Below are 25,673 nucleotides of genomic sequence, written 5' to 3' on the forward strand. Positions count from 1 at the left end.
TCGCGTCTCGCGACGCGGCTCACGCCTCTCCCCCGATGTTTTCGGGGAGTTGATGAAAGTTTCAGTAATTTTGGAGTGTTTGCCCAGTTCACCCGCGTCCCTGCTTGACCGGCCAGCACTCTGCGGGGAGGTTCGTGTCGAACCTTTCTGCCTTGGGAGTCCGATGAGTCGCCGGTTACTCGCCATCCTGCTTCCCGGTTTCCTGGTCGCGCTGTGCGCCCTGATGCCCTTGACGGAACAGTCCGCCGGCGCGGTCAGCGACCCGCCCGGCCCTGTGACGGGCAACGCCACCTATTTCGACGGGCTCGGCATGCCGTACGGCGGCTGCGGAGTGCCCCAGGCGAACCTCGACTCACAAGACTTCGTCGCGCTCAACGTCTACAACACGCCCGGTGATTACACCTTCTACCCCCGGCCGTTGACGGGAGCCAACCTCAGCAAGGCCGGGTTGTGGAACAACGGCCTGAACTGCGGCCGCTACGTACAGGTAGAGATCAGCGATTTCTGTACGGGCGCCAACGACGGCGCGCAGAATCAGTCGTTCTGCCGCAACGGCTCCTGGGTCGCCGACGCCTACAACGGCGCGAAGCTGACCATGCTGGTCGCCGACAGTTGCGGCGACTCCAACGCCTGGTGCCGCGACGATCCCTACCATCTGGACCTGGCCAAGGACTCACTCAACCGGTTCGTGAAGAACGGCGCCGGGGTCGGGGACATGTATCCCGGCCACTGGAACAACCGGCACGTCACCTGGTCGTTCATCCCCGCGCCCAACTACAGCGGCGACATCAACATCGGGTTCCTGCAGTCCGCCCAGGTCTGGTGGCCCGCGATCTCCGTCTCGCACCTGGCCAACGGCATTCACGGCGTCGAGTACTTCGCCAACGGAGCGTGGCAGACGGCCCAGATGAACGGCGACATGGGCCAGTCCTACATCATCGGCGGGACCACGTCGGGGGCCAACCAGTTCCAGATCCGGGTGCGAGACGTCACGGACACGCTGATCAACGGCGGCCGCGTGTACAGCTTCACGCTTCCGTCCTCCTGCGGCACGATATGCGGCACGCCCTACACCAAGGTCAGCTACACCACCTCAACCGGCCCGACCGCCACGCCCACGGTGACCCCCACAGTCACCCCCACGCCCACAGGTGGCACCGGTCTCCCCTGTGGCGTGAACTACCAGGTCGCCAACGTCTGGCAGGGCGGCTTCACGACCAACGTCACCGTGCGGAACACGGGGACCGCGACCTGGAACAACTGGACGGTCACGTGGACCATGCCGTCCGGCGTGACCCTGACCAACGCCTGGAGCTCCACCATCACGTCGTCGGGCACCACATGGACGATCAAGGCGCCGAGCTGGGCCACCAGCCTGGCGCCGGGCGCGTCGGCCACCTTCGGCTTCCAGGCCAACGGCCCGTCCACGCCCGGCCCGACCAACATCACCTGTTCTTGAGGCAGAGACTCAGCTCGTGGTCATGAGGGTCAGGCTTTCGTCCTTCACGGAGGTCGCGATGTCGCGGGTGACGCGGTAGGGGGCGAGGTCGGGACCGTCGCCGCTGGTGATCTCCTGAGCCGCGAGGCGGCCGAGTTCGGGGGCGAGGTTGACGCCGCTGTGGGTGACCAGGTGATAGAGGCCGGGGGCGCCGGGGTGCGTGCCCACCAGCGGCAGGCCGTCCGCCGGCACGGGCCGGACACCGAGACGGACGCCGGCCAACCGGGCGGTGCGCAGCGCGGGAAGGATCCGCTGGCCACCGGCGTGCAACCGTTCCGCCAGGGCGTCGTCGCTCTGACCGGGGAGCAGCGCGTCGACGGGCCAGGAGATGGAGCAGATCCGGTCTCCGGGGGCGGGGCGCAGGTCGACCTGCGGCGTGGCCAGGATCGCGTCGAGCCGGAGTCCGGGGATGGGGGTGCTCTCTCCCACCAGACCGGGGATCCGGGTCATGGGGAGGTCGGTGCCGGCGAGCACCGCGATGCGGTCGGCGTCCGGGCCGGTGCAGTTGACCACCCAGTCGGCTTCCCAGCGTCGCGTACCGGTCTCGACGCCGGTGACGGTGCCGCCACGGCGGATCAGCGCCTGTGCCCGCAGGCCGTACCTGATGTCGGCGCCGAGCGTGGCGGCGCGATCGAGCAGGCGCTGAACGAAGAGCGGGGCGTCGTACCACGCGCTCTGGTCGTGGATGACGAGTTCGCTCGCCGTACACGCCGCGGGGTCGACGGCGGGGGCGAGTTCGCGCAGCTCGGACGGGTCGGCGATGCGGCAGGGATGTCCCCAGGATTTGAGGCGGACGGCCCGCTCCCTGAGCCCTCGCCGACTCTCCTCGCTGTCACCCCACTGGATGGCGGGCATGGGGTGCCACCACGACGGGCCCTCGAGTTCCTCGGCCAGCGTGGCGTGCAGGGCGGCGCTGGCGCGGTTCAGCTCGTAGTAGGTGCGTGGGGTCTTCAGATGGGTGACGTCCATGGAAAAGGTCGCGCTGGAGGTTCCCGCGGCGGGGCCGCCGGCTTCGATGACGACGACCTGAGCCCCTGCGACGGCCAGGTGGTAGGCGACGGAGGCACCGAGCACTCCGGCGCCGAGAACGATGACGCGGGACACGTGGATATCTTTCCTTCGGGGTCAGAGAACCTTGCTGAGGAATGCCCGGGTGCGCTCGTGCCGGGGTTCGCCGAGCACGGTGCCGGGGGGCCCGGATTCCACGACGATCCCGTCGTCCATGAAGACGATGGCGTCGCACACCTCGCGGGCGAATCCCATCTCATGGGTGACGATGATCATCGTCATGCCGTCCGTACGCACCAGGTCGCGCATGACGTCCAGGACCTCGCCCACGAGCTCGGGGTCGAGGGCCGAGGTCGGCTCGTCGAACAGCATGAGACCGGGCCGCATCGCCAGGGCACGGGCGATGGCGACGCGCTGCTGCTGGCCCCCGGAGAGCTGGTCGGGGCGGCTGTGCGCCTTGTCGGCCAGTCCCACTCTGGTCAGCAGGGCGTGGGCGCGCTCGCGTACCTCCGCCTTCGGCTCCCGCTTGGCCATGATCGGCGCCATCATGATGTTCTCGAGCGCGGTCATGTGCGGGAAGAGGTTGAAGCGCTGGAAGACCATCCCGATGTCCACCCGCTGGGCGGCGATCGCCTTGTCCGGCAGTTCGTAGACCTTCCCGCCGCGCTCCTCGTAGCCGATCAGGCGGTCGCGGAAGTAGAGGCGGCCGGCGTCGATGCGTTCGAGGTGGTTGATGCAGCGCAGGAAGGTGGACTTGCCGGACCCCGACGGGCCGATCAGGGCCAGCACCTCTCCCTCCGCGACCTCCAGGTCGATGCCTTTGAGCACGTCGAGCGTTCCGAAACGTTTGTGCACGCCTTCCGCGCGGATGAGGGTCTTCATCGGCTGAACCTGCGTTCGATGTAGTGCTGTCCGGCGTTCAGTACGGTCGTCGCCACGAGGTACCAGAAGCAGGCCACCGTGAGCAGGGGGACCTGCTGGAAGTTCCTGGCGTAGATGCCCTGGATCGAGGTCAGGAGCTCTGGTACGGCGATGGCGAAGACGAGGGAGGTGGTCTTCAGCATGGAGACCACCTGGTTGCCCGTCGGCGGGATGATGACCCGCATGGCCTGCGGAAGAACGACCTTGCGCAGGGTCTGGAAGCGGGTCAGGCCCAGGGCGTGGGCCGCCTCCGTCTGGCCGGGGTCGACGGAGGCGATGCCGGCCCGCACGATCTCGCCCATGTAGGCCGCCTCGTGCAGGCCGAGGCCCAGCACCGCCGCGGTGAGCTGGGTGATGATCAGGTTGGTGTCGAACTCCACGAACGTCGGCCCCCAGGGCACACCGAGTCCGATCGTCGGCACCACCGCGGACAGGAAGTACCAGAACAACAGCTGCACCAGCAGCGGCACACCGCGGAAGATCCAGATGTAGAACCCGCTCAGCCCCGCCAGCAAGGGGTTGGGCGACATGCGCAGCACGGCGAGGACGACGCCGCCCGCGACGCCGACGACCATGGCGAGCACTGTGAGCAGCAGCGTGGTGGCGAGCCCGCTCAGGACCGCGGGAGCGAAGAGGTACTCGCCGACCACCTTCCACTCCATGCGCGGGTTGGCCAGCCACCCCTGCACCAGGAAGATCGCCAGGAAGCCGAGGACGCCCGCGCCCACCCAGCGCCCCGGATGACGGAGCGGGACGGCCTGGATCCGCGCCCGCGCGTTCGGTTGTACGGTCTGCCGGGTCGTGATCACGACCCGCCGCCGTTGATCACGGCTTTGTCGAGGGCGCCCGACTCCATCTTCCACTTGGCGAAGATCTTGGCGTAGGAGCCGTTGTCCATCAGCTTCTGCATCGCCTGTTGCACGGCCTTGGCCAGGTTCTGATCCTCCTTGTTGACGAGGATCCCGTACGGGAGGAAGCGGTAAGGCTGACCCACCTGCTTCATCCGGCCACCGGATTGGGTGGCCTGGTAGCTGATGGTGGGTGTGCCGCCGATGAAGGCGTTGGCCCGGCCGGTGGAGACGGCCTGCAGGCAGCCGACCGTGTCGGGGAACACCAGCACCTTGACCGCGGGCTTGCCCGCCGCCGTGCACTTCTTGTTCTGCTGCTCGGCGTCGTCGGCCTGGGCGGTGCCCTGCTCGACGGCCGCCGTCTTGCCGCAGAGATCGTCGAGCGACTTGATCGCCTGAGCGTCCTTGTCCTGGACCAGCAGCGAACTGCTGGTCTTGAAGTAGTCGACGAAGGTGACCTTCTCGCGGCGTTCCGGCTTGTCGAGCATCGCCTGGATGGCCAGGTCATAACGGCGGGCCTGCACACCGGCGATGAGGCTGTCGAAGCTGGCCTGGTTGAACGTCACTTCGACGCCGAGCACCTGGCCGACGGCCTTCATCAGCTCGGGTTCCAGGCCGATGACCGACTTGTTGTCGGTGTCGAGGAAGACCAGCGGTGGGTAGTTGTGGCCCGCCGCGACGTTGAGCGTGCCACCTTTCTTGATCTTGTCGGGTAGAAGATCGTGGAGCTCTTGACTCTTCTGCTGCGCCGGGGCGGCCGCCTGGGAGGCGCCACCTCCGGAACAAGCGGTCAGGGACAAGAGTCCCGCCAGGCCGAATGCGGCGGCTGCTTGGGTGAACCGCATGGAGCAGGACACCCCCTCTCGGGCTCAGTGCTACGTTCCGTAAACACCAATATTGGGGTCCGTTTAGATACGGCAAGGTGAGCGAGCGTGCTTATTTATGCACATACTGTTCAGTCTCGCTTATCCTTTTTCTCGATCTCACCAGCCAACCGGCGATCGTCTTGCCTCAAGATGGATCGCAGTCTGGTGATGCAAGTCGCCGGACTGTTAAGTTGGAGCGATGCTTACTCCGGTCCAGTTGCAGGCCATCCGTGAAGTGGTCGCCACCGGTTCGCTCAGGACCGCCGCCAAGCGCCTCGGATTCACCCCGTCGGCGATCTCGCAGCAGGTCTCCTCGCTGGAGCGGACCCTGGGTGTCCAACTGTTCGAGCGCCTGCCGCGCAGCATCCGGCCCACCGCGGCGGGGGCCGAGCTGGCCCGCAAGGCCGCCAGGTTGCTGGCCGACCTCGAGGCGGCGGAGGAGGAGATGCGGTCCTTCGCCGGCGCCCACCGGGGCAGATTGCGGCTCGGCAGCTTCTGGTCCGCCGGATTCCGGCTGGTGCCCGCCGTACTGGCCGAGTTTCTCCGCGACCGTCCCAACGTGGACATTCGCTACGAGGAAGGCGATCCGGCCAGGACCATTCCAGCGGTGAACGAGGGGCGGCTCGACCTGGCCGTGGTCTTCGAGTACGGCATGGTGCCGCACAGCTGGCCGAAGGACCTGAACATGACGTTGATCATGGAGGAGCCGCTGTACGTGCTCGTGCCGACCGGCCATCGGCTGGCCGCCAGGAAGCGCATCCAGTTCGGCGAGCTGTCCGCCGAACGATGGATCTCCTACACCGAGGGGATGGACGCCTCACTCAACCTGTCGCACATCTGCGCGGCCAGCGGCTTCGACCCCGACGTGCTGTTCCGCACCAACGACTACAACCTGCCCTTCGAGCTCGTCCGCAAGGGGCTGGGGGTGGCGATCGTGCCGGAGCTGGCGATGATCGAGTCGCACGACGTGTGCGTGTTCCGGCTCGGCGACCCCTCCCACATCCGCCGGGTCTTCACCGTGAGCCGCGCCACCGACCCGAACCCGCTGCTCGGCCACACGACGAACATGCTCATCAGCGCCGCCGAAGTCCTGCATCGGCGCACGGACCTCCCCGTCGCCGTATAACTCTCGTCGTCCGTCGGTCTCCGCACCCGTTGTCCGTCGGTTTCCGCACCACCGCCACCGCCCGGCGGGCGGCGCCTACTCCGGCTCGGCGTGCAGCCGGCGGAAATCGTCCAGGCTCCGGCGGTAGAGGGCGAGGTCGCTCTCCAGCTTCCGTCTGGTCAGCCGGTCAGGCGCGGACTCGGCTACCGACCTGCCCGACTCGGTCCAGAAAGCGTCGGGGGGCAGCTCGGCCGCGCCCGGCGGGAAGAACTTCAGCGCCTCTTCCACGGCGGCCGCGGCGAAGCTCCAGTCGGCTTCGACGTTGTCGTAGCTGTGGTCGCCGGACGGATCGGCGGCGTAGAAGAGCGCGCCCTCCAGCGCCCTGCTCGTGTACGTCGCGGCGATGAGGATCCACTGACCGGGGTCGATCAGCTCGGAGAGCCCGGAGCCGAAGATCGCGCCCTCCTCCCGCGCGCCGATCTCGGCCTCGTAGGGGACGAGGATCTCCAGAGCGCCGAGGCCGACCACGATCCCGTCCGGTTCCCGGGCGAGCGTCGCCCGCCGCGACGCCCCCGGCGCGCCGTCGTGGGCCACCAGGTCGAGGTAGACGTACGCCTCCACCAGTGAACGGCCCAGGCCGCGCTCAGGCATGACCGGCCGCCAGGTCCTGGTAGGTGTCCTTGACGACCAGCAGCCGGTCGAGCTGGAACCGGCCGGGCTCGGCCGCCCGCATCCGCTGCCCGCGCTCGGACCAGAACCCGTCGTCGGGCACGGCGTCCGCGCCGGGCGGCGCGAACTTGATGACCTCCTCGACGGCCGCGGTCGCGACCCGCAGCGCCCGCCGGGCCTCGGCCCGGTCGTCCACGGGTACGTTGCCCGCGCTCAGGTCGGCCACCCACAGCCACTCACCCGCGTCGAGCAGCTCCGACGGCTCCGGCCCGCCGAACGTCGGGTAGCCCGTGGGCATCACCGGCCGCTCGGGCAGCCCGAACAGGTACTCCCGCGCGGTTTCGCACTCCTCGCACGTGCCCGTGTAGCGGTTGACCAGCTCGTCCTCGACGCTGACCAGCCCACTGTGCCAGGTCGTCTCCGCCGACCCGCACACGCACGGGTGCAGGTCGAGGTAGAGATGCGCCTCGTCCCTCGTCCGCGCCACCGCGAATGCCATAGCCGTCCTTTCCTCGACAGTCCATCATGCCGGAACGCCGCCCTGCCCCTCACAGCGCGACCACGCGCTCCCCCGACGGCTCCCGCTCCCGCTCGGCCTCGGGTTCGGGTTCGGAACGGTAGCCGCACCGGCACGGCTCGTCCGCGGGGCACCGGCACTCCCCCTCTTCCGGCGGCCACCAGCCGGTCGTGTTGGCGAGCGCGCGCAGGCGGTCCAGGTGCGCGGGCCAGTCCCGCGGGCGCTTGCCGTTCGCGAGCGCGGCGAGCTCGTCGGCCACCGGCCGCGGGATGAGCCCCCACACCTCCGGGCGGGTGCCGGCGAGCAGGTCGAACAGCATGCCGAGCCGGCCGAACCGCTGGGCCGTGGTGGCCGCCCGCGCCTGCCGCACGGCCTCGTGCAGCTCGGCCAGGGCCGCGTGGTCGCCGGGGTGCCTGCCCAGCGCGCGGGCGACGGCCGCGGCGGCGGTCGCGGCGGCGGCCCGCTCGTTCGCGCCGATCGTGCGGCGGCCGTCCATCTGGAACGTCAGCATGCCGGGCTCGGGGGAACCGGCCCGGTCCGGCAGGACCTCGACGGGGATGGGCGGGCGGCCGGGCAGCACGATGTCCATCAGGCCGGGGCCGTACACCTGGACACGTGCGCCCATGAGCGCCGCGGCGCGTGCGATCGCCTTGGCCGCGGCGGTCTCGGGCAGCGCCGCCCCGCCGCGGACGGCCGCGACGTCCGCGGGAGAGAGCTCGCCCGCCCGGGCGAGCTCCAGCAGCCTGGGTGTGGCCCCGTCCTGGCCGGGTGCCAGGCCCGCCCGGCTGATCTCGGCGCGCAGCGCGGACCTCTCGGCCGCGGCGCGGGGGCCGGCCTCGGCGATCGCGTGGACCAGGCCGCGGAGCCTGGCGAGCGTCCTGGCGTCGGGCACGCCGAGTGCCCGGGGGGACACCACTGGGCCCGGCCCGAGCAGTAGCTCGTCCGGCCGTCCGGCGAGCCGCGCCGCGTGCGCCGCCACCTGCTCGGCCACCGCGGCCGTCACCCGGGCGCCGCCCTCCGAGGGCACCCGGAGGGTCAGCCGGTCCGATGTACTCGCCTCGACGGTCACCTCGGTGGCGTTCCGCGCGGCCTCGGCCAGCTCCAGGGTGAACCGGCGGCCGCCCGCGGTCACGGTGAACTCCTTCACCTGGCCCGGTGCCGGACGCACGTCGGCCACGCCGGCGATCTGGGCCACCTTGGAGAGCCCGGCCGCCGAGGTGTCGAGGCCCGTGGCGCTCCCGCCGCTGAGCAGCCGCGCGATCCTGCTCTGCGGCTCGGCGGCGGCCGGTGCGCGCGGGCCCGTCCCCCAGGGTGGCGCGGGCAGGGTGTGGCCGCGCCGCTCGACGTCGGCGGCGATGGCGTCGATCGCGTCCGCCAGGCGCGACCGGGTGGCGGTGTCGGTGGCGGCGCGCCACTTGTCCGACAGGTGGGCGTGCTCGTTCAGGCGCGGGATCAGGCAGAGGTCGGAGCCCTCGGCCTGCTCCTGGGAGAGCGATGGCCGCACGACGCCCTGCGGCGAGCCCCAGGCGGCGGCCGTCGCCTCCTGGGCGACGTGCGAGAGCTCGTGCACCACGGTGGACGACACGACGTCCGGGTGCACGCGCGGCCCGATCCGCATCAGGTGCGGGTCTTCCGGCGTGCCGGCGCGCAGCTCCGTGGCGGCGTTCAGCCCCTCGCCCGGGTTCCCGACGATCACGCGAACGTGCTGGTCGGGTGAGGCGGGGAGCTGGACGGCCATCGTGTCATCGGCGGTCCAGCTGATGCGCTCGGCGACCCCGGTCGCGGAGCGGGCCTGGGCGCGTACCTCGGCCGTGGTCAGGTCGGGAACCCCCGCGGGCCGGGCCGACCTGGAGAAGATGGTGCCCTCGATCGCGGGCGAGGTCACGCTGGGCGGCGACACGCCCTGGCCGACGCTTCCGCCCACTGGCTCGTTCGGGAACGGCCGCTCGGCCGGCCACGACGCCTTCTCGGTGTTGACCGCGACGACACCGCGGGACATCAGCGCGGCCCTGACCTGGGAGGCGAAGGAACCAGGCGTCTCGGAGTTCATGAAGACGTCGCGCAGGTCGAGGTTGATGCCGGAGGCGGCGTCCAGCAGCAGCGGGGAGAGCGTGGCGAACGCCTCGGCGAACCCGCCGTCGGGGGTTACGCTGCGCAGCGCGCCGTTGGGGTAGGCGTCGTAACGGTGCAGGCCGTCCGCCTCCCTGACCGCCACGCGGGCCACCGCGCCGCGTTCGCGGGCGGCCAGCCGCGCGTCCCGCAGGGCGTCGATCGGGCCGTGGCGGCCGGTCTCGGGGATGAAGTTGAACGTCTTCTGCCACATGTCCCCGGTGGGCAGGGGCGCGAGCCGGACGTTCTCCTCCATCCGCACCAGCAGCTCCTCGATCTCGTCCCCGAAGAGGACCACGTCGATCTCGCCGTTGGTGGCGCCCGGCAGGCGGACGGGCTTGCCGACGGGATGCTCGCGGCCGTCCCTCAGCCGTGCCACATTCTGGAACGTCAGGTCGTAGTCGACTCTCAGGCGGACGAGGTAGGCCGCGCTCTTCTGGAACATGCTGCGCTCGCGGCGCGCCCCGTGGTGATCGCTGACAGCCTCGGATGTCTCCAGGCGGACGCGGGCGCCCAAGCCGAGCCCCGACTCACCGTCTGAGAAGTTGCCGCCCGCCTGGCCCGGCAGTACGCGGTCGCGGGACAGAGTCGCGTTCTGGGCGTTGGCCGCCCTGTCGACCTCTCCCTTCTCCGCGTCGAACGGCCCGGCCGCGATGGTGAGGTCCGACAGGCGAGCCGTGATGTTCACCTCGGTGCCCTGGTTCCTGAACTTCTGCCTGGCCGCCCGTACGATCACCTCGCCCTCAGGCCCGGCCATCCGCTCGAACGCGGTCAGCAACGCCGACGGGAGCAGCCGCGTGACCAGCTCGGGGCGGATCTCCGCGACCGACTTCGCGCCCATCATCTTGGTGAGCTGCGCGACGATGACCTCGTACAGGGTGGGCCCGCTCGGGTCCTCCCGTATCGCCGCCGGGAAGTGGCCCGGATGCAGCTCGACCGGCCGGGGGTCGGGCACGGTCACCAGCGGTCCGTCATCCTCGGACACGGGCCGGATCATGCCGGTCGGGATGCGCCGGACCAGGGAGGCGGCATAGGTGACCAACGGCGCGGAGCGGATCCTGCCCCGCAGTTTGTCGGCCAGCCTGCTCAACCGGCCCGACAGCTTGCCCTTGCGCCTCGGCCTGCGCTCGACCTCGATGACGAGCAGCATGTCCTGCTGGACCCGGTCGAGTTCGCTGAACAGGCCGATCCGCTGCAGCCGCGTGGTCTGCCGGTTGATCGAGCCGGTGTACGAGCGGCCCCGGTCGGTGGACACTCCCCCGCCGTGGTCGTCGCCATTGTCGGAGGCGCCGTAGTCGAGCCCCGCCGAGTAGGAGCCGTTGTACGACTCGGAGTGCGAGCGGTCGCCGTAGCGGTAGCGCTGGATGATGATCCCGGCCTGCGTCAGGTGCGCGAGGAACTTCGCCCAGCGGGGATGCTTGGAGTCGGCCGGCACCAGCCGCGCCCTGACCGTGACGTCCTCGGTGTGCGTGCCGTTCTGCACCTCGTATGTCTTCTCGAAGCCGCTGCGCGACCACATGTCGAGGACGCGGATCCGGACCGCGTCGTCGGAGAAGTCGACGGCCAGCTCCTCGCCCAGGGTCGGGCTGCCCTCCATCGCCCCGGGGACCGTGGCCGTCACGGCGCGGGTCACCGCGTCCAGCATCGGCAGGTGGTCGCCGTTCTCGTCGGCGAGGTCGAGCGACTCCACCGTGCTCAGGCTCACCGACTCGTCGAACGATGGGGCCAGCACGACCTCCCTGGAGCGCTCGAGCAGGTCAGCCGCCTGGCTGAGAACCTGATCGAGATCCTTCGCCGTGTCCCCCGGGGGCCGGCCGGGCAGCGGCCGGCCGTTCGAGTCCGTCTCGGCCGGGTCGGGCGTGACCCCCATCACCTCCTTGATTCTGCCGAGCAGGGCCTTCGGGGTGTGCCGCGCCGCGTAGCCGACGTCCGCGCCGGCCTTCCGCGCCGTGGCCACGTCGGCGATGTAGCGCTGGACCAGGGGCACGGCGATGCTGGTGTCGAGGTTCAGGCTGCGGTTGAGGAAGCGCTCGATGGCGTCGCTGACGAGGACTCCTGGCAGCGAGAGATCGCCTTCGGCGTACATGAGCAGCGCCTCTTCCTCGGCCAGCGAGAACAGCGCGGTGCCCGGCGCCGTGGCCGTCCGGGTTTCGCCGAGGGGGATCCGGCCCGCGGCCGGCAGCGCGTTCGCCGTGCTCTCCGAGCCGGTGAACGTGAGCTCCGTGGACGCGCGGATGATGTAGTGGCGGCCGTACTTGATCGTGAGTTCCTCGTTGCCCCAGATGTCGAGGATCGAGGTGGAGTCGGAAGTGCCCCCCGACCGGGAGGGCAGCGACAGCGTGCCGCCGTCGCTCGACTTCCCGCCGTCGTCGAGGTCGGAGACGTTCGTCGTGGCGCCGACGGACACATTCGACGATCCGCCCCAGGACACGCCGGCGCTGCTGAGCCCGAACAGGATGTCGCCGCTCACGTGGTCGACGATGCCGATCACTTCCGCCTCGCCGAGTTCGCCGGCCACCGACAGCGATGAGCGGGTGGGAACGCCGTCGACGCTCAAGCCGAGGCCGGCGGTCAGCGCCCGGGTGAACATTTTGAAGTGGGAGACGAGGTTGCGCACGTTCAGCATCGCGGCGATGGTCTGGAACGCACCGGAGCCGGGGCGCATGCCCCTGTTCAGCACCTGCTGGGCGGCGGCGTGTGACCCCGGCACATCCATGTGCAGCAGCGTCAGGCTGCTCTGCACCTTCCTGGAGAGCTTGCCCAGGGGTGCGGGCGGGGTGTCGTTCGTGGCCGGGAGGAGGTCGCCGGCGATCTTCAGGGTCGCCCTGCCGGACTCGGTGGCCAGCGTCGTCGTCGTGCCGTTGTGCAGGAGCTCGGCGGTCATGACATGCCCCAGGGAGACGATCGCGACCGGGCCGCTGCTCTCCTGCAGCGTCACCACGTTCACCGTGCCGCCGGCGCTGGAGCCGGCCGTCCTGGTGCGGCTGCCGCCCGCGTTGACGCCCACTTCGTGCGCCATGCCGTCGTGGCCCTTGTCGGGCCCGTCGCCCTCGCTGACGGACGCGCCGCCCGCGTACGTCCTGGACTTGCTGATGGCCCGGGCGGAGGTGTCGGAGCCGATGTCGAGGTTGACCACCGTCTCCGCGTCGGTGTGCTGCATGGGGCCCACGTCGCTGAAGTCCTGCTTCAGCGACAGGCGCAGCTGGTAGTTCTCCGGGGCGCCGTTCAGGCCGTGCAGCGAGAGGTCGAGGAGGATGCCGTCCTGGGCGAGGGAGTCGTAGGCGGCGCGGATCCGGTGCTCCCTCAGCTGCTCCGTGACCTCCTGGAGGTTGAGGATCTGGGCAGCGCGTTCGAGCCGGTTGGACGCGTACTGCGGCACGTCGTCGACGATCTTGGGGACGATGCCACGCTCGGCGAGCTCGTCCAGCACCTTTGCCGTGAACGCGTCCAGACCCTCGATGTCCCCGACGACGGCGGGACCCGCGCCGCGCATCTGCCCGGGGCCGTCGCCCAGCCAGACGGGCAGCTCGGCCTTGCGGCCCGGCGGCGGGCCGGGGCGCGGGTCTCCGTGCACCAACTGGACGCCGTTGGCGTCGGTCACCGGCTGGCCGTTCTCGTCGAACACCAGTGCCGCTCTGTCGACGGGCAGCCCGAAACGGCGGGCGGCCGACACCCGCATGCTGACCACCGCCGTGCTCCGCACCGGGCGTAGCGTGACCGGCGGCTTGCCGAACACCTCCACCGTGTACGTGGTCTCCACCACGAGCTTGTAGGCCTGCTTGGGGCTGGTCTTCCGGTGCACGCTCGGGTGGATCGCCTGCTTGTTCGCGGTGGCGGAGTACGACCGCGACACCGACCTGGAGCCTCTGGCCTTGGGCCCGATGGTGGGGTGGTAGGGCCCGAGGCCGTCGATTCCCTCCAGCGAGGGATCTTTGAAGCCGGCGGAGGCGTTGCCCTCCCTCGACCTGCCGACCGACGCCCCGCCAGGCACCGCGACGAAGTCGGTGGCCACCTCCTCCTCCCACTCCTCGGCGGACATGCCGCCCACGGGCTCGCACAGCACCAGGACGATCCTGCTGTCGGCGCGTACACTCGCGTGCGGCTGGCCGCCCCTGGTGAAGACGCGCGTGTAACCGTTGTTGACGGCCTCACCCAACTGGTGGGGCACCTCGTCGGTGATGAACGTGCGTAACTCGTCATGCGGGACGGCACCGACCTGGGTGTACTCCCCGCCGAGGGCCGCGGCGACGGCGTCGAGGTTGTTCTCCGCGTCGCTCATGCTGAGGAGGACGTGCGGGGGGAATTTCGGGTCGCGGTGGGCCTCGTCGATCCAGGTCAGCTTGCGCGGCGGCTGGTCGGCGTAGGACTGCGAGATCCATATCCGCTGCGCGGCGGCGTCGCCCGGCGCTCCGGAGTCGACCGTGACGCTCTCGCTCCAGCCCTCCGACTTCCCGAAGCGCACCTGGACGTTCCAGCTCGCGGTGGCGTCGAACAGCAGCGGCTCGCTCCTGTCGTCGGCGACGTAGCCGCCCTGCGCGAACGACCCGGACCCGCCCGTCGCCGCCCAGCTGCGCCCGACGTTCGCCCCGACGCTGACCCCCAGCATCTGGACCAGGTGTCTGGCCACCTCGCCCTCGGGCAGCATCGGCGCCAGGGCATTGCTGTTGAAGCCCGGGGATACCCCGACGCTCCCCGATTCGGTGGCGGAGACCGTACGGCCCGACTGGAAGAACTGGCCCACCATGATCTCGGAGGCCTTGATGGCCGGGTCCAGCACCTCGACCAGGTCGGAGAGGGTGAGCCTGATCCGCACCTCCGCCGCCGACTGGCCGCGGCCTACCCGCAGCACGACGCCGTCGGAGGAGACGGCCTTGTGGAAGTCGGCTCTCAGGGCCTGCTCCAGGTCGATCGCCGTGAACCTGGGGCCGGGTCCGTTGGCCTCCAGCATCTTGTTCACGGTGGCCGTGAGAGTGGTCAGATGGGGGAGCCGGCCCGTCGGCTGGGACGCGGACAAGCTGAGCTCCTGCGGCAGCGCCGCCGCCAGCGCGTCCAGATAGCTCTGGTGGTGCCGCTGGGCATCGGCCGCCAGCCGCCGGGCGATGTGGGTCATGCCGACCTCGCCCGGCTGGGTTGGTCTGCCGGCCTGGCTCATGGCCTGAAGGAGTTGCTCGTACGTCTGCCGCGCTCGCGTCGCCTCCGCCAGCGCGACACGGTACGCCGCGGCTATCCTGAGGTTCCGCTCCTGCGCGGCGCGGAACGTCCGGTTCTCCTGCCGGGCCTTGCGCGCCCGCTCGAAACGGCCGCTGTCGTGCTGCTTCTTCGCCTTGCGGGCCGCGCGCGTGGCCTGGCGGGCCTTCTTCTTCGCCTCCGCGGCGGCATCCATCTTGTGCTGGATCTGATGCTGAAGCGTGTACTCGGCCTTCGCCAGCGCTTCGGCGACGGCCTGCACCTGGTCGGCGCGGGCGCTGTTGGCGGGTAAGGCCGGGGCCTGCTGCGCCCGGGTGGCCTGCGTGGGCGCCCAGGGCGGCAGCGGCGGGGTGTGGCCGCGCTCGCTCAGCTGGCGGGCCACGCCGTCGATGTCCACGGCGAGCCGGCGCTGCTCGCCCAGCGTCGGGGCCCGCCGCCACTTCTCGGCCAGGAACGCCAGCTCGTTGAACTGCGCCGCCGCGCACATGTCCCGGGTGTTCTTCCCGGGGCGCGGCAGGACTCGCTGCCCCCTGCCCTCGCCGGCCGACAGCACCTTCTGGAGCGTGTCGGTGATCTCGTGCAGCCAGACCCTGGAGACCTGTCCCTCGGCGATGCGCGGGCCGAAGTGGACCAGGTACGGCTCGTCCTCGGTGGTCCCGCCTCTTTTGGTATCGGTCTCGCCCATCAGGCTCTTGCTCAGGCCGCCGATGACGGGGCGGAAGTAGAAGGTGCCGTTCGTCCTCGTGTGGACCGCCAGCAACCGGCCGCCCTGCGACCAGGAGAAACCGGTCACGTCCTCGTTGAGGAAGTGACGTGCCTGCAGGTCGGCGAACGCGTGGTGCACCTCGTCCAGGGTCAGGTCGGGGCCCAGGCGGCCGTCGGGCACGTGCCTGGTGCCGGGGACGGGTCTCGACGTGACCGTGCCCGGCTTGCTCGTCGGCGCCGCGGCGGCCAGGTCGTCCTGGGCGGGGGTTGCGCCCTGGGCGGGGGTTTCGCCCTCCTGGACGACCAGCAGCATCGCGGTCGCCTCCGCCTGCAGGTCCGCGACGTCGGTGACCTGCTCGGCGCGGGTGTCGAGGGCGGCGCGGAGGCGGGTCATCGTGGCGGCGGTGATCGTGCGCACGCTGGAGCCGGAGGTGACGAGGAGGTCGCCGGTCGGGCCGATCACCGCGTCGGGGAAGTCCGTGGCGAGCGCGCCGATCAGCGCCGTCCGGGCCCGGTCGGCGGCCGGGGCGGTGACCGCGGCAGGGTGCGTGGCCGTGTCGCGCGTCCCGTGGTCCGCCGCGTCTGCCTGTTGGGCGGTATGGGCCGAGGGGGCAGCCGTGGTCTGGTCGCCGGTGGTTCCCGTTTGGTCGGGCGTCGCCGTGTGATCCGGCGTTGCCGTTTGGTCAGGCGTTGCCGTCTGGTCGGGCGTTGCCGTGTGATCCGGTGTCGCCGTGTGGTCTGGGGCTTGGGCCTGTTGGCCTGCCGCCTCGGCCGTGTCCGGCGAAGGGTGTTCCGCCGTCCCGGTCTGAGCCTGCGCAGGCGCCGCCGTGGTGCCGCGCCCGGAGGGGTGGTGTGCCCCGTTGGCGGACTCCGGGGAGGCGCCGGTCTGCGGGGCCTGGGCTCGATCGCCACGGTCCTGGGCGGCCGAGCCGCGCTTGGGCGCGGACGTGTCCAGGTCCGGGGTGGCGGCGGCGCGCCCGGCGGCGCCGTCCTGACCCGTGGGGGACGGCACGGTGCCCGCCGGCCTCGCCGTCGCGGGCGAGGGGGGTGTGGCGTGCGCGGCGCCGGCCCTCGGGGCACCGGCCGTCGCGGGATCGGGTACGCGTACGGCCGCGCCCGGCTGGCCACCGCCTGGGGCGGGGCCGCCACCCACCGGGCTCCCGTCCGGCCTGCCCCCCGGCGGGTCGCCGCCCGCGCGGACGGCGTCGGCGCGGGCCGCGGCGTCGTAGGCGGAGGCGAGAGCGGTCGTCGGATGGGCCAGCGTCGTGTAGACCTCGGGGTTGAACGGGCTGATGGATCCGGTACGCCCGGCACCGCCCATGAAGCCGCCCATGACGGAGTCGGCCGTGAACGGGTTCTCCCACTGGCCGTAGACCACACCGTTGGCGACGAAGCTGCCGACCGGAGAGGCGATGGTGTTGGTCGCGCCCGTGGTGATCGCCCGGCCCGCGAACCCGGGCACGCCCCCGGTGACAAGGGACACGGGCCCGGCCACCTTCATGCCCACGATCGCGCCGCCGCCCGCGCCGATGATCGCGGCCTTGGACTTGTTCCAGTCCACCTCGTTCCTGGTGCCCATCTTGATCTGCTGGTACTGGGCGGCGAAGTCGATGAAGAACTCCTCGCCGATCTCCTCGATGAGCTCGCGGCCCATCGCGGAGCCGAGCAGCCTGGTGATCACGCTCCGCCCGGTGGCGCCGCTGAGCACCGCGACTCGGGCCAGCCGCGTCGTGCCCACCTGCCTGGCCCCGGCGGCCGCGAGCCTGACGAGGATCCGGCTGATGGCCGCGCGGGCGCCGGCCGCGTACGGGCCGATGATCGCGGTGGTGGATCCGGCGGTGAAGAAGTTGACGATGATGGCGATGGCGATGGCGATGACCGTGACCCAGAACGCCACGTTGACGGAGAGCTTGGAGTACTGGGTCTCGACGGCGAAGTTGCTCGCCTGCTGCGAGTAGGCCCGCGCGTTCTGGGCCACCCCCGACATCCCGCCCTCGTGGCCGTACAGGACTTTGGCCCTGGTGATGAAGTTGGCGGTGGCGGGCGAGCTCCAGCCGGTCGCGATGGTGCGCGCGGCCGTACCCGCGCGCGGCACGCTGCCGGCGGACCCAGTGGCCAGGTTCTCGTACGTCTGGCCCAGCTTCGACAGCCCGCTCTCGCTGGCGTCCGGCCATTTCTGGCCGGCGGACAGCATCGGGATCAGCCAGTTGATGACCCAGGCGGGCAGCGCCTCGGTCTCCCAGGCGGGCAGGACGTCCCTGTCGATGCGCACGATCGGCGGGGCGCCGGTCGCCTGGCTGCCTGTGCTCACAGCGCCGGAAGCGCCGTTGACGGTCACCTCCCGGGCCTCAGATCTCTCGCGTCAGCCCGAATAAGTCCTGGTACGTGGCGGCGTGTGTGCGCAAGGTGTTGTCGATGGTCTTGCGCATCCTGTCGCCGGCGTCGGTGATCTCCTTGGTGAGGTGGGCAGATTGTTTGAGCATCTGGGTGGGGCCGTCGCCGCGGAAGTGGGCGGCCTTGAACGCGACGCCCTCGGCCGCGGCGCCCCAGGGCTCCGCGGCGAGCGCCTCGTAGACCGCCGCCCTCAGCTGCGGCTCCTCCCGCTCCCATTCCTCGGCCATCGTGCACCACTGCGAGATGCCTTGGTTCACGACCGGCTTGGCGATCTCCACGCCATCCCAGGGCTTCAGCTCGTGCCTCCCATCCGCTCGGCGAAGCGCGCCATGACGGTTTCGAGGTCACCCTCGAGATGCGCCTTGAACTCCTCGGCCGGGATCACCGGCTCGAAGATCTCGGTGATGCGCTCCTGGGCCTTGGCCGCCGCCCGCTGGGCGGTCTCCGCGATCGTGTCGGCCAGGTATCGCGCGTCGGGCCGCCGGTAGATGCGCGGGTCGAGGTCCAGCCGGACGAGCTCCCCGCGGGCGCCGACCGTCACCGACACCTGGCCATCGCGTGAGGTCTCGGTGACCTGGACCGCTTTGGCCTCGGCGTGCAGCTCCGCGCTCGCCTCCTGGATCCGCTTGAACACCTCGCGCAACTCGTCGGCGTAGGCCCTCGTTCCCGCCGTGTCGGGCTGGTCAAGCGACTCCATGGACCCCCCTCGAACCCAAAACAGTGCGTTTGTCCCTTACGACACTGTCGCATTTCCCCCTAGTTTCTGCCACATGAACATCAAGAGACAAGAGCGTTACGCCATATGTTGATCTTTGATATCCAGCGGTACGGCCTCCTCACTGATGCCGGTCACCTCCGCGAGAGGCACCCACAGGCGGTAAACGCCCCGCTCGACCCGCTCCAGCCCCAGCTCCAGCGCGGTGAGCGCGGATCCGCCCAGGTATTCGAGCAGCAGCAGCCCGTCCTTCTCGTCGTGCACGTGGAAGCGTTCTCCGCGCCACTGGCACACCATCGTCACGAAGTCCAGGGCGGCGCACTCCGTCACGGGGACGGTGCGCACGTGACAACCCGGCTCGACCTCCTCGAAACCGTCCGCGGGTTCGGAGCTGCGCAGCCGTACCCACAGCTCCAGGGAGTGCGGCTCCGGGCTGGCCACGTAGTCCGCGCCCTGCCAGCGGGCCCGGTAGAAATGCCGGCTCACGCTGCCTGCCTGCCCACCAGCAGCCAGCGCCGCAGGTCGCCGTGGTACATCGCGCGCCGGTGCTCGGTCCCCTCGAAGGTGAGCTCCCAGATCTCCGCACCGTGCGGCAGGCCCACGCCGTACACCTTGTACTCGCGGATGACGTGATCGACGTTGGGCACCAGGCCCAGCCCCACGAACGGCGCCTCCTCGACCACCCAACCGGCCACCGCGGTCTTGCCCTCCTCGTCGGTCCCGCCGTATGGAGTGCGGTACAGGTTGAGGCCGACGGGCCGCCAGCGCAGGATGTTCAGGCAACCGCCCGAGGTCAGCATGCCGGGCTGGCCCAGCGCCTCGGCGAGCACGGCGGGCGTGGCGATGTGGGAGACGTCCAGCGCGTGATGGCAGTAGCCGGACACACGCGGCTCGCCGCCGGTCAGGAGGCCGTGGACGTCGGCCGGGGCGAGCAGCTTCTGGACCACCGGCACCCCTGACCCGGGAGCGAGCACCAGGTCCTGGGCCAGCGTCGGCACCGCGAGCCTGGCCACCGTGCCCGACTCCAGCATGAAGACGGTCGGCAGCCCCGGGTTGATCGCGAGGCCCCACCGCGGGTCCGGCCAGCCCGCCGCCAGCTCGGCCAGCGAGGCGACGCGGTAGTGCGTGGCGACGCCACCGGTGGCCAGGCGCATCGCCTCGGCGGAGGTGTAGGCCAGCAGCCAGGTCCGCTCGGGGTCCGCGGCCGTCGCCCAGGCGGGGGCCTCGGTCCCGGCCGCCGCGGCGGCGGTGATCGGGAGTGCCAGGTCGGCGTCGCGGATCAGGCTCAGGCACAGAGCCTCCTGCCCGTTCTCACGCGCCGCCCACAGCCGCTCCTCGAACGGCGTTGCCGGATGGTGATCACTCATCATCTGTCCAGTCTGCCCACTCCTGCCGCCTGGATCGGTCCGACGACCGCGGTCTTCCCGGCCCTCCGGGCCTAGGCCGCCTGCCGCATCCCCCATCACCGCGGCCGGCAGGACGCTGCCGCCGTCCTCAGCGAGGACGGCGGCAGCGTGCCCGGCGTCTGAGCTCAGCGGTCCACGTACACCCGGCCGAACTCGACCAGCGGAGTACTGCCGGCGAAGTTACGGTCGACCTCGGCCCGTTCGGCCGCGCTCGGGTTCGCGTTCGTGCAGCTCACAGGAGCGCTGGAGCCGGACATCAGGTCGGAGCAGAGGCCGGTGCGCCGGTCGGGCAGGCCTAATATGTGGCCGATCTCATGGGCGGCGATGCGTACGGGGTTGTAGCCCTGTGAGGTGGCTTGCCTGCCCATCCAGACGGTGCCCCGGCCCAGGCTCGTGGGCAGAGCGCGGGGCCAGCCGTTGTCGGCGACGACGACGAAGTCGGCGGGGGTGCCTGCGACGAGGCGAACGTTCGTGACACTGGAGTTCCAGATTTGCGCGGCCTGGTCGACCGCGCCGCGGAACTCGGCCGCGCGGCCGGCGTCGTACCGGAGGGCCCTGACCAGGGGCGCGGCCTGCGCGGGCGAGGTGGCCAGCAGGAACGCGACGGTGAGGACGAGAGAGAGCGCGAGACGGAGGGGTCTGGGCATCGTGTCTCCTCGGACAGCGGGGGTTGCTGTCACGGTAGGCGCGACGACGCCGTCCGGGGATAAGCCAGTTTGCCCCTACTGCCGTGGTATGGATGCGCCGATGTCATGCCGTCCGCGGAGCACGCCGTACCGTCAGGAAAGATACTGCTCGCGCAACGCCGTGATCAGCTCGTCGTCGACGCCCAGCCGGGTGGCCGCGTAGTCGGCTACGGAACCATGGCCGACGGCCGGCTCCGCCAGCCAGAGCCGCATGACCTCGCCCGGCGCGCGACCGTAGCCGGGCCACTTCAGCGTCCGGTCGGGGTGGCCCGCCCGCCAGTCGGCGACCAGCCGGTCAGTGGCCAGCTCGGTGAGCGCGAAGTCTTCGACGATGCTCCCCTCGTCCACCCCCAGCAGGGACAGCACCAGCGCGGCCAGCAGCCCGGTACGGTCCTTGCCCGCGGCACAGTGCATGACCAGAGGAGCGCTGTCGCCGGCGGCGATCACCTTCAGCGCCAGCCGCAGCTCCTCGACCCCGTCCAGCGCGATCTCGGCGTAGCGGTCGGCGAGGAAACGCGCGGTGTCGATGTCCGGGCCCAGCTCGGCCTGGTCGTAGGGCTGGTGTTCGATGCTGAGGTTGTGGTACACGAGCCCGTCGCTCTCCGGTACGCGGCCCCTGCGGGCTATCTCCCATGGGTAGCGCAGGTCGATCACCGTACGCACGCCCAGGTCGAGAAAACGGCGCCAGTCGTCGCCCCGGAGCTTGGCCAGGGAATCGGAACGGTACAGGCGCCTCCAGCGCACCGTACGCCCGTCGCGGGTCCGGTAACCGCCCAGGTCCCGGAAGTTGTGCAAGCGTTCGAACGCGATATGCCTCATCGATCACACCCTATGAGGTCGGCGGACCTATAGACGTAGCCACCAAAGATGACCAGATTGGTGGAGATATCCGTCTAAGCCCGGAGGTACGCGTGAAGCGTGTCATCGTCCTGGCCGCCTGCACCCTTGTGGCGACCGCCCTCGTCACCCCCGCACAGGCAGTCCGGACCCCAACCGGTCAGGAAACCGAATACGTCGTTTTATACAAGGAGGGCGTGCGCCCGGCCGACGCCCGCAAGGCCGTCCAGGCCGCCGGCGGCACGGTGGTCAAGGAGAACACCGCCGTCGGCGTGGCCACGATCTCCACCACCAACGCGGGCTTCGCCGCCGCCTTAGCCGCCAGCGCCTCGATCGAGGGCGTGGCGCACAACCGGTCCATCGGAACGGTCCCGTCCGCCGCCCGCTCCGCCGCCGAGGCGCGCAAGGCCGTCGAGGCCGTGGAGAAGGCCGGTGACGGCGCCCCCGCCGCCACCACGTTCGGCAAGCCCGCGCCGACGGCCGAACCACTGTCGGAGCTGCAGTGGGACATGAAGCAGATCCACGCCACCGCGGACGGCTCCTACCGTTACGCGCAGGGCGACCCGGGAGTGCTGGTCGGCATCCTGGACACCGGCGTGGACGCCTCGCATCCGGACATCGCACCCAACTTCAATCGCGCCCTGAGCCGTAACTTCACGGTCGACATCCCGGTCGACGCCAACGGCGCCACGATCGACGGGCCCTGTGAGGCCGAGTCCGACCACTCCTGCAACGACCCCGCGGACGTCGACGAGAACGAGCACGGCACCCACGTGGCGTCCTCCATCGCCTCCCCGATCAACCGGCTCGGTGTGGCCGGTGTGGCGCCCAAGGTGTCCATCGTCAACCTGCGGGTCGGCCAGGACTCCGGCTACTTCTTCCTCCAGCCGAGCGTGGACGGCCTGACGTACGCCGGCGACCACGGCATCGACGTGGTCAACATGAGCTACTACATCGACCCGTGGCTGTTCAACTGCGTGGACAACCCGGCCGACTCCCCCGCCGACCGCGCCGAGCAGGCCACCATCATCAAGGCGACCCAGCGGGCCCTGAACTACGCCCACGCCAGGGGCGTGACGCTGGTGTCGGCGGCGGGCAACGGCGCCACCGACTACACCAAGGAGCTCATCGACGGCTCCAGCCCCGACTTCGCCAGCGTGCCCGGCGAGGCGGCCTACGATCGGACGATCCCGCCGAGCTGCGTGTCCATGCCCAGCGAGGGCCAGCACGTGATCGCGGTGTCGGCCACCGGCATCAGCAAGCGCAAGTCGTACTACTCCGACTACGGCAACGGCTATGTGGACGTGGCCTCGCCCGGCGGCGACGCCTATGACACGCCGACCAACACGCGTGACGTGACCAGGGCGACGCTGGCGGCCTACCCGCAGTCGCTGGCGCAGGAGAACGGGCAGCTCAACCCCGACGGCACGCCGAACACCCCGTCGGTGGTGCGCGACTGCCGCGACTCGGTCTGCGGGTACTACACGTACTTGCAGGGCACCTCGATGGCCTCGCCGCGCGCCGCGGGCGTCGCCGCGCTGATCGTCAGCCGGTACGGCCACCGCGACCGCGCTCACGGCGGCCTGACCATGAACCCGGACGCGGTGGAGGCGGTACTCAAGGCGACCGCCACCAAGACGCCGTGCCCGGAGCCGCGCGCGTTCACCTACACCCGCATCCTGCCGAACGGTACGACGACGACGGCCACGCACACCTGCGAAGGCGGCAGGGCGCGTAACGGCTTCTACGGCTCAGGCATCGTCGACGCGTTGACCGCGGCCCGATAGCCGACGGCATGCCCGGTGCGCGCCCGCGAAGGCGAACGCGCACCGGGTCACCCGGGCACCACCGACGGACCGGGGTCGGACGAACCTGAAGCCGACGGACCCGAGGCGGGCGAGCCGGGAGCCGACGGACCGAAGGCGCCGGCTCGGGCGGCGGCCAGCGTGACGCGGACCGCCTGGTCGGCGACGGCCTCATCGACCGGTTCGGCGGTCATCAGCAGCCTGAGGTAGACCGGCGCCGCGAGGGATTTGATCACCTCCGCCGCATCGGTCCCGGCGGGCAGTTCGCCGCGTGACACCGCGCGGGTGACCACGGGGTTCGCCCGTCGCAGCCGATCGTCGAAGATCTGGCGCCGGACCTCGGCGACCTCCGGCAGGCGCGCGGCATCGGAGAAGACCGCGGCCAGCAGGGCGCGGGCCGATGCGGCGGTCATCATCCGGACCAGCGCACGCGCGAGCGCCCGCAGGTCCGTCTCGACCGAGCCCGTGTCGGGGATCGGGACATCCGCCGCCACATGCCCCGCCAGCGCGTCGACGACCAGGCTCTCGCGGTCCTTCCACCGCCGGTACACCGTCGTCTTGTGCACCCCGGCCCGCTGGGCGACCCCGTCGACCGTCAGGGCGGCGTACCCCTTCTCGGCCAGTTCGGCGAGCGTCGCCGCGTGGACGGCGGCCTGCACCTTCGCGCCACGCCCAACCGGCCGGGTCCGCACGACAGGCTCGGCGCGCGCGGTGTCCGGAAGGGTCGCGTCACGTGCGGTCGGCCGGGCGTGCTCAGCATCCATTGCAACTCCAAGTTGCGTTAGCGGGCGAGGACGTGCCATCATATCGCAACTCAAAGTTGCAATACGAAGGACGCCAAAGATGTGGACATTCGATGACATCCCCGACCAGTCCGGACGCCTGGCGGTGGTGACCGGCGCCAACAGCGGCATCGGCTACGTCACGGCCCGCGAGCTCGCCCGCCACGGCACCCACGTGGTGCTGGCCTGCCGCGACCCCGAACGCGGCCGGGACGCGGCCGATCGCCTGCTCGCCGAGGTGCCGGGAGCGAAGGTCGAGACCCGCCGCCTCGATCTGGCCGCCCTCGCCTCCGTCCGGGAGTTCGCCGACGGTCTGGACCGGCTCGACCTGCTGGTCAACAACGCGGGCGTGGCCATGGTCCCGCAGGCCAGGACCGCCGACGGGTTCGAGTCGCAGTTCGGCGTCAACCACCTCGGAACGTTCGCGCTGACCGGACTGCTGCTCCCCCGGCTGCTCGCCGCACCGGCGCCCCGAGTGATCACGGTGAGCAGCGAGGGGCAGCGCTTCGCCCGGTTCGACCTGGGCAATCTCAACGCCGAGCGCGGTTACCGCGCCGTCAACGCGTACCTGCAGTCGAAGCGGGCCCTGCTGTACTTCGCCGTCGAGCTGCACCGCCGGGCGACGGCGGCGGGGCTCGCGCTGCGCAGCATGGCCGTCGCCCCCGGACTGACCCGCAGCAACGTGCTCACCGGCGGCGCCAACGCCGATCGCGGGCGGCTGTACGGAACGTTCGCCTCGCGGCTGGTCCGTCACGTGTTCAGGCCCACGCCGGAGGGGGCCAAGACGTCGTTGTACGCGGCGACGGTCCCCGGCCTGGCCGGCGGCAGCTACGTCGCCCCCGACGGCCTTCTGGAGCTGCGCGGCGAGCCCGCGATCCACCAGCGGCACCGTGCGATCACCGATGCCGTCACCGCGCGCCGCCTCTGGGAGATGTCGGAGGACCTGACCGGCGTGCGCTATGGCCTCTGAGCGCCCATGGCCTCGATCACCAGGGCCAGCTCGCTCTCGAAGAGGTCCGCCGACGTCATCGTGCCCAGGTGGGAAGCGACCGCGCTCAGGTGCGGCAGCCCTTCGGCGTCGACGGGGGCATGGCCGAGCAGCACGCTGTGTGCGTCACCGGAGGACTCCCGGTGGACCCGGCCCGCCACCACATCCATGAACACCGTGAACCACCGCGCCGCCTCCGCGCCGTCCATGCCCGCGCTCCGGATGATCCCGATCACCGTGTCGAACAGCCGCAGCGACCCGGGCCCGTGGCCGTGCCGCGCGGCCAGGAGGTCGGCGAAGCCGGGATAGGCGAGCAGCGTCGCACGCAGCTCGCGGGCGAAGGCGCGGAGCTGCTCCCGCCACGGCCGGTCGGTCGCGACCGGCGGCACCACGGCCTCGGCGACGGCGTCCGCGACGAGCTCGATCAGCGCCTCCTTGTCGGCCACGTGCCGATACAGCGCCATGCGGGAAGCCCCGGACTCCTCGGCCACGCGGCGGATGGTCACCGCGCCGAGTCCCTCGCGCCGGGCCAGGTCGAGCGCCGCGACGACGATCCGCTCGCGGGTGAGACTGCCCCATGCCCGCCGGTCCCGCGTGCTCATGCGGTGGACAGTACACTTGCGGACG

At 70.9% G+C, this 25,673-nt stretch carries 19 protein-coding genes; 4 read left to right on the top strand and 15 right to left on the bottom strand.

The genetic code is table 11. The features are described 5' to 3' along the window. Nucleotides 1–163: 163 nt before the first annotated feature. A complete protein-coding gene (locus tag AB0F17_RS07660; protein ID WP_358017920.1) occupies nt 164–1,459 on the top strand; it encodes a cellulose binding domain-containing protein in 1,296 nt (431 codons plus the stop codon). Nucleotides 1,460–1,468: 9 nt separating this feature from the next. On the opposite strand, the gene AB0F17_RS07665 is transcribed toward AB0F17_RS07660, so the two are convergent. Genes AB0F17_RS07665 through AB0F17_RS07680 form a run of 4 tightly spaced genes read right to left on the bottom strand, consistent with a single transcriptional unit; the run spans nt 1,469 to nt 5,120 of the window. Continuing rightward, on the bottom strand, nt 1,469–2,602 hold the full coding sequence (locus tag AB0F17_RS07665; RefSeq protein WP_358017923.1) for an FAD-binding oxidoreductase: 1,134 nt from the start codon (nt 2,600–2,602) through the stop codon (nt 1,469–1,471). A gap of 21 nt (nt 2,603–2,623) precedes the next feature. After that, nucleotides 2,624–3,388, bottom strand: coding sequence for an amino acid ABC transporter ATP-binding protein (locus AB0F17_RS07670; protein ID WP_358017926.1), 765 nt, complete (start codon nt 3,386–3,388; stop codon nt 2,624–2,626). Then, nucleotides 3,385–4,236, bottom strand: a complete 852-nt coding sequence (locus AB0F17_RS07675; protein ID WP_358017929.1) for an amino acid ABC transporter permease — start codon at nt 4,234–4,236, stop codon at nt 3,385–3,387. Before AB0F17_RS07675 ends, AB0F17_RS07670 begins: the two co-directional genes overlap by 4 nt. After that, entirely contained in the window at nt 4,233–5,120 is an 888-nt protein-coding gene (locus AB0F17_RS07680; protein ID WP_358017932.1) for an ABC transporter substrate-binding protein, read from the bottom strand. The genes AB0F17_RS07675 and AB0F17_RS07680 overlap by 4 nt, the downstream gene beginning before the upstream one ends. Before the next feature lie 220 nt (nt 5,121–5,340). Here AB0F17_RS07680 and AB0F17_RS07685 point away from each other — a divergent pair, with 220 nt between their 5' ends. Next, nucleotides 5,341–6,267: a LysR family transcriptional regulator gene (locus AB0F17_RS07685; RefSeq protein WP_358017935.1), complete on the top strand. Its 927-nt coding sequence runs from the start codon at nt 5,341–5,343 to the stop codon at nt 6,265–6,267. Nucleotides 6,268–6,342: 75 nt separating this feature from the next. On the opposite strand, the gene AB0F17_RS07690 is transcribed toward AB0F17_RS07685, so the two are convergent. The 9 genes from AB0F17_RS07690 to AB0F17_RS07730 form a co-directional block, all read right to left on the bottom strand. After that, nucleotides 6,343–6,897, bottom strand: a complete 555-nt coding sequence (locus AB0F17_RS07690) for a hypothetical protein (RefSeq protein WP_358017938.1) — start codon at nt 6,895–6,897, stop codon at nt 6,343–6,345. Further along, on the bottom strand, nt 6,890–7,414 hold the full coding sequence (locus AB0F17_RS07695; protein WP_358017941.1) for a hypothetical protein: 525 nt from the start codon (nt 7,412–7,414) through the stop codon (nt 6,890–6,892). The genes AB0F17_RS07690 and AB0F17_RS07695 overlap by 8 nt, the downstream gene beginning before the upstream one ends. 49 nt (nt 7,415–7,463) lie before the next feature. Further along, nucleotides 7,464–17,744 carry a hypothetical protein gene (locus AB0F17_RS07700; protein WP_358017944.1) on the bottom strand — a complete coding sequence of 3,427 codons (10,281 nt, stop codon included), beginning with the start codon at nt 17,742–17,744 and terminating at the stop codon, nt 7,464–7,466. 37 nt (nt 17,745–17,781) lie between these two features. After that, on the bottom strand, nt 17,782–18,105 hold the full coding sequence (locus AB0F17_RS07705) for a hypothetical protein (RefSeq protein ID WP_358017947.1): 324 nt from the start codon (nt 18,103–18,105) through the stop codon (nt 17,782–17,784). 14 nt (nt 18,106–18,119) lie between these two features. Further along, nucleotides 18,120–18,524, bottom strand: a complete 405-nt coding sequence (locus AB0F17_RS07710) for a YbaB/EbfC family nucleoid-associated protein (RefSeq protein WP_358017950.1) — start codon at nt 18,522–18,524, stop codon at nt 18,120–18,122. Nucleotides 18,525–18,620: 96 nt separating this feature from the next. Next, nucleotides 18,621–19,028 (bottom strand): hypothetical protein, encoded by a 408-nt coding sequence (locus AB0F17_RS07715; protein ID WP_358017953.1) that lies wholly within the window; start codon nt 19,026–19,028, stop codon nt 18,621–18,623. Continuing rightward, nucleotides 19,025–19,912 carry an SseB family protein gene (locus AB0F17_RS07720; protein WP_358017956.1) on the bottom strand — a complete coding sequence of 296 codons (888 nt, stop codon included), beginning with the start codon at nt 19,910–19,912 and terminating at the stop codon, nt 19,025–19,027. The genes AB0F17_RS07715 and AB0F17_RS07720 overlap by 4 nt, the downstream gene beginning before the upstream one ends. Before the next feature lie 161 nt (nt 19,913–20,073). Next, a complete protein-coding gene (locus AB0F17_RS07725; protein ID WP_358017959.1) occupies nt 20,074–20,595 on the bottom strand; it encodes a snapalysin family zinc-dependent metalloprotease in 522 nt (173 codons plus the stop codon). Nucleotides 20,596–20,727: 132 nt separating this feature from the next. After that, the gene (locus AB0F17_RS07730; protein ID WP_358017962.1) at nt 20,728–21,453 is read right to left on the bottom strand and encodes a tyrosine-protein phosphatase; all 726 of its coding nucleotides are present in this window, start codon (nt 21,451–21,453) and stop codon (nt 20,728–20,730) included. Between the two features lie 92 nt (nt 21,454–21,545). On the opposite strand from AB0F17_RS07730, the gene AB0F17_RS07735 reads away from it, so the two are divergent. Then, complete coding sequence (locus AB0F17_RS07735) at nt 21,546–23,258, top strand: S8 family serine peptidase (protein ID WP_358017965.1); 1,713 nt, start codon at nt 21,546–21,548, stop codon at nt 23,256–23,258. A 47-nt stretch (nt 23,259–23,305) separates the two neighbouring features. On the opposite strand, the gene AB0F17_RS07740 is transcribed toward AB0F17_RS07735, so the two are convergent. Next, the gene (locus AB0F17_RS07740) at nt 23,306–24,040 is read right to left on the bottom strand and encodes a TetR/AcrR family transcriptional regulator (RefSeq protein ID WP_358017968.1); all 735 of its coding nucleotides are present in this window, start codon (nt 24,038–24,040) and stop codon (nt 23,306–23,308) included. Nucleotides 24,041–24,119: 79 nt separating this feature from the next. Between AB0F17_RS07740 and AB0F17_RS07745 the strand changes: the two genes are divergently transcribed. After that, nucleotides 24,120–25,028: an oxidoreductase gene (locus AB0F17_RS07745; protein WP_358017971.1), complete on the top strand. Its 909-nt coding sequence runs from the start codon at nt 24,120–24,122 to the stop codon at nt 25,026–25,028. Here AB0F17_RS07745 and AB0F17_RS07750 read toward each other — a convergent pair. Next, the gene (locus tag AB0F17_RS07750) at nt 25,016–25,648 is read right to left on the bottom strand and encodes a TetR/AcrR family transcriptional regulator (RefSeq protein ID WP_358017974.1); all 633 of its coding nucleotides are present in this window, start codon (nt 25,646–25,648) and stop codon (nt 25,016–25,018) included. The two genes, AB0F17_RS07745 and AB0F17_RS07750, sit on opposite strands and share 13 nt — an antisense overlap. Nucleotides 25,649–25,673 lie beyond the last annotated feature (25 nt).

This window comes from Nonomuraea sp. NPDC026600 (assembly GCF_040638335.1).
Lineage (GTDB): Bacteria > Actinomycetota > Actinomycetes > Streptosporangiales > Streptosporangiaceae > Nonomuraea.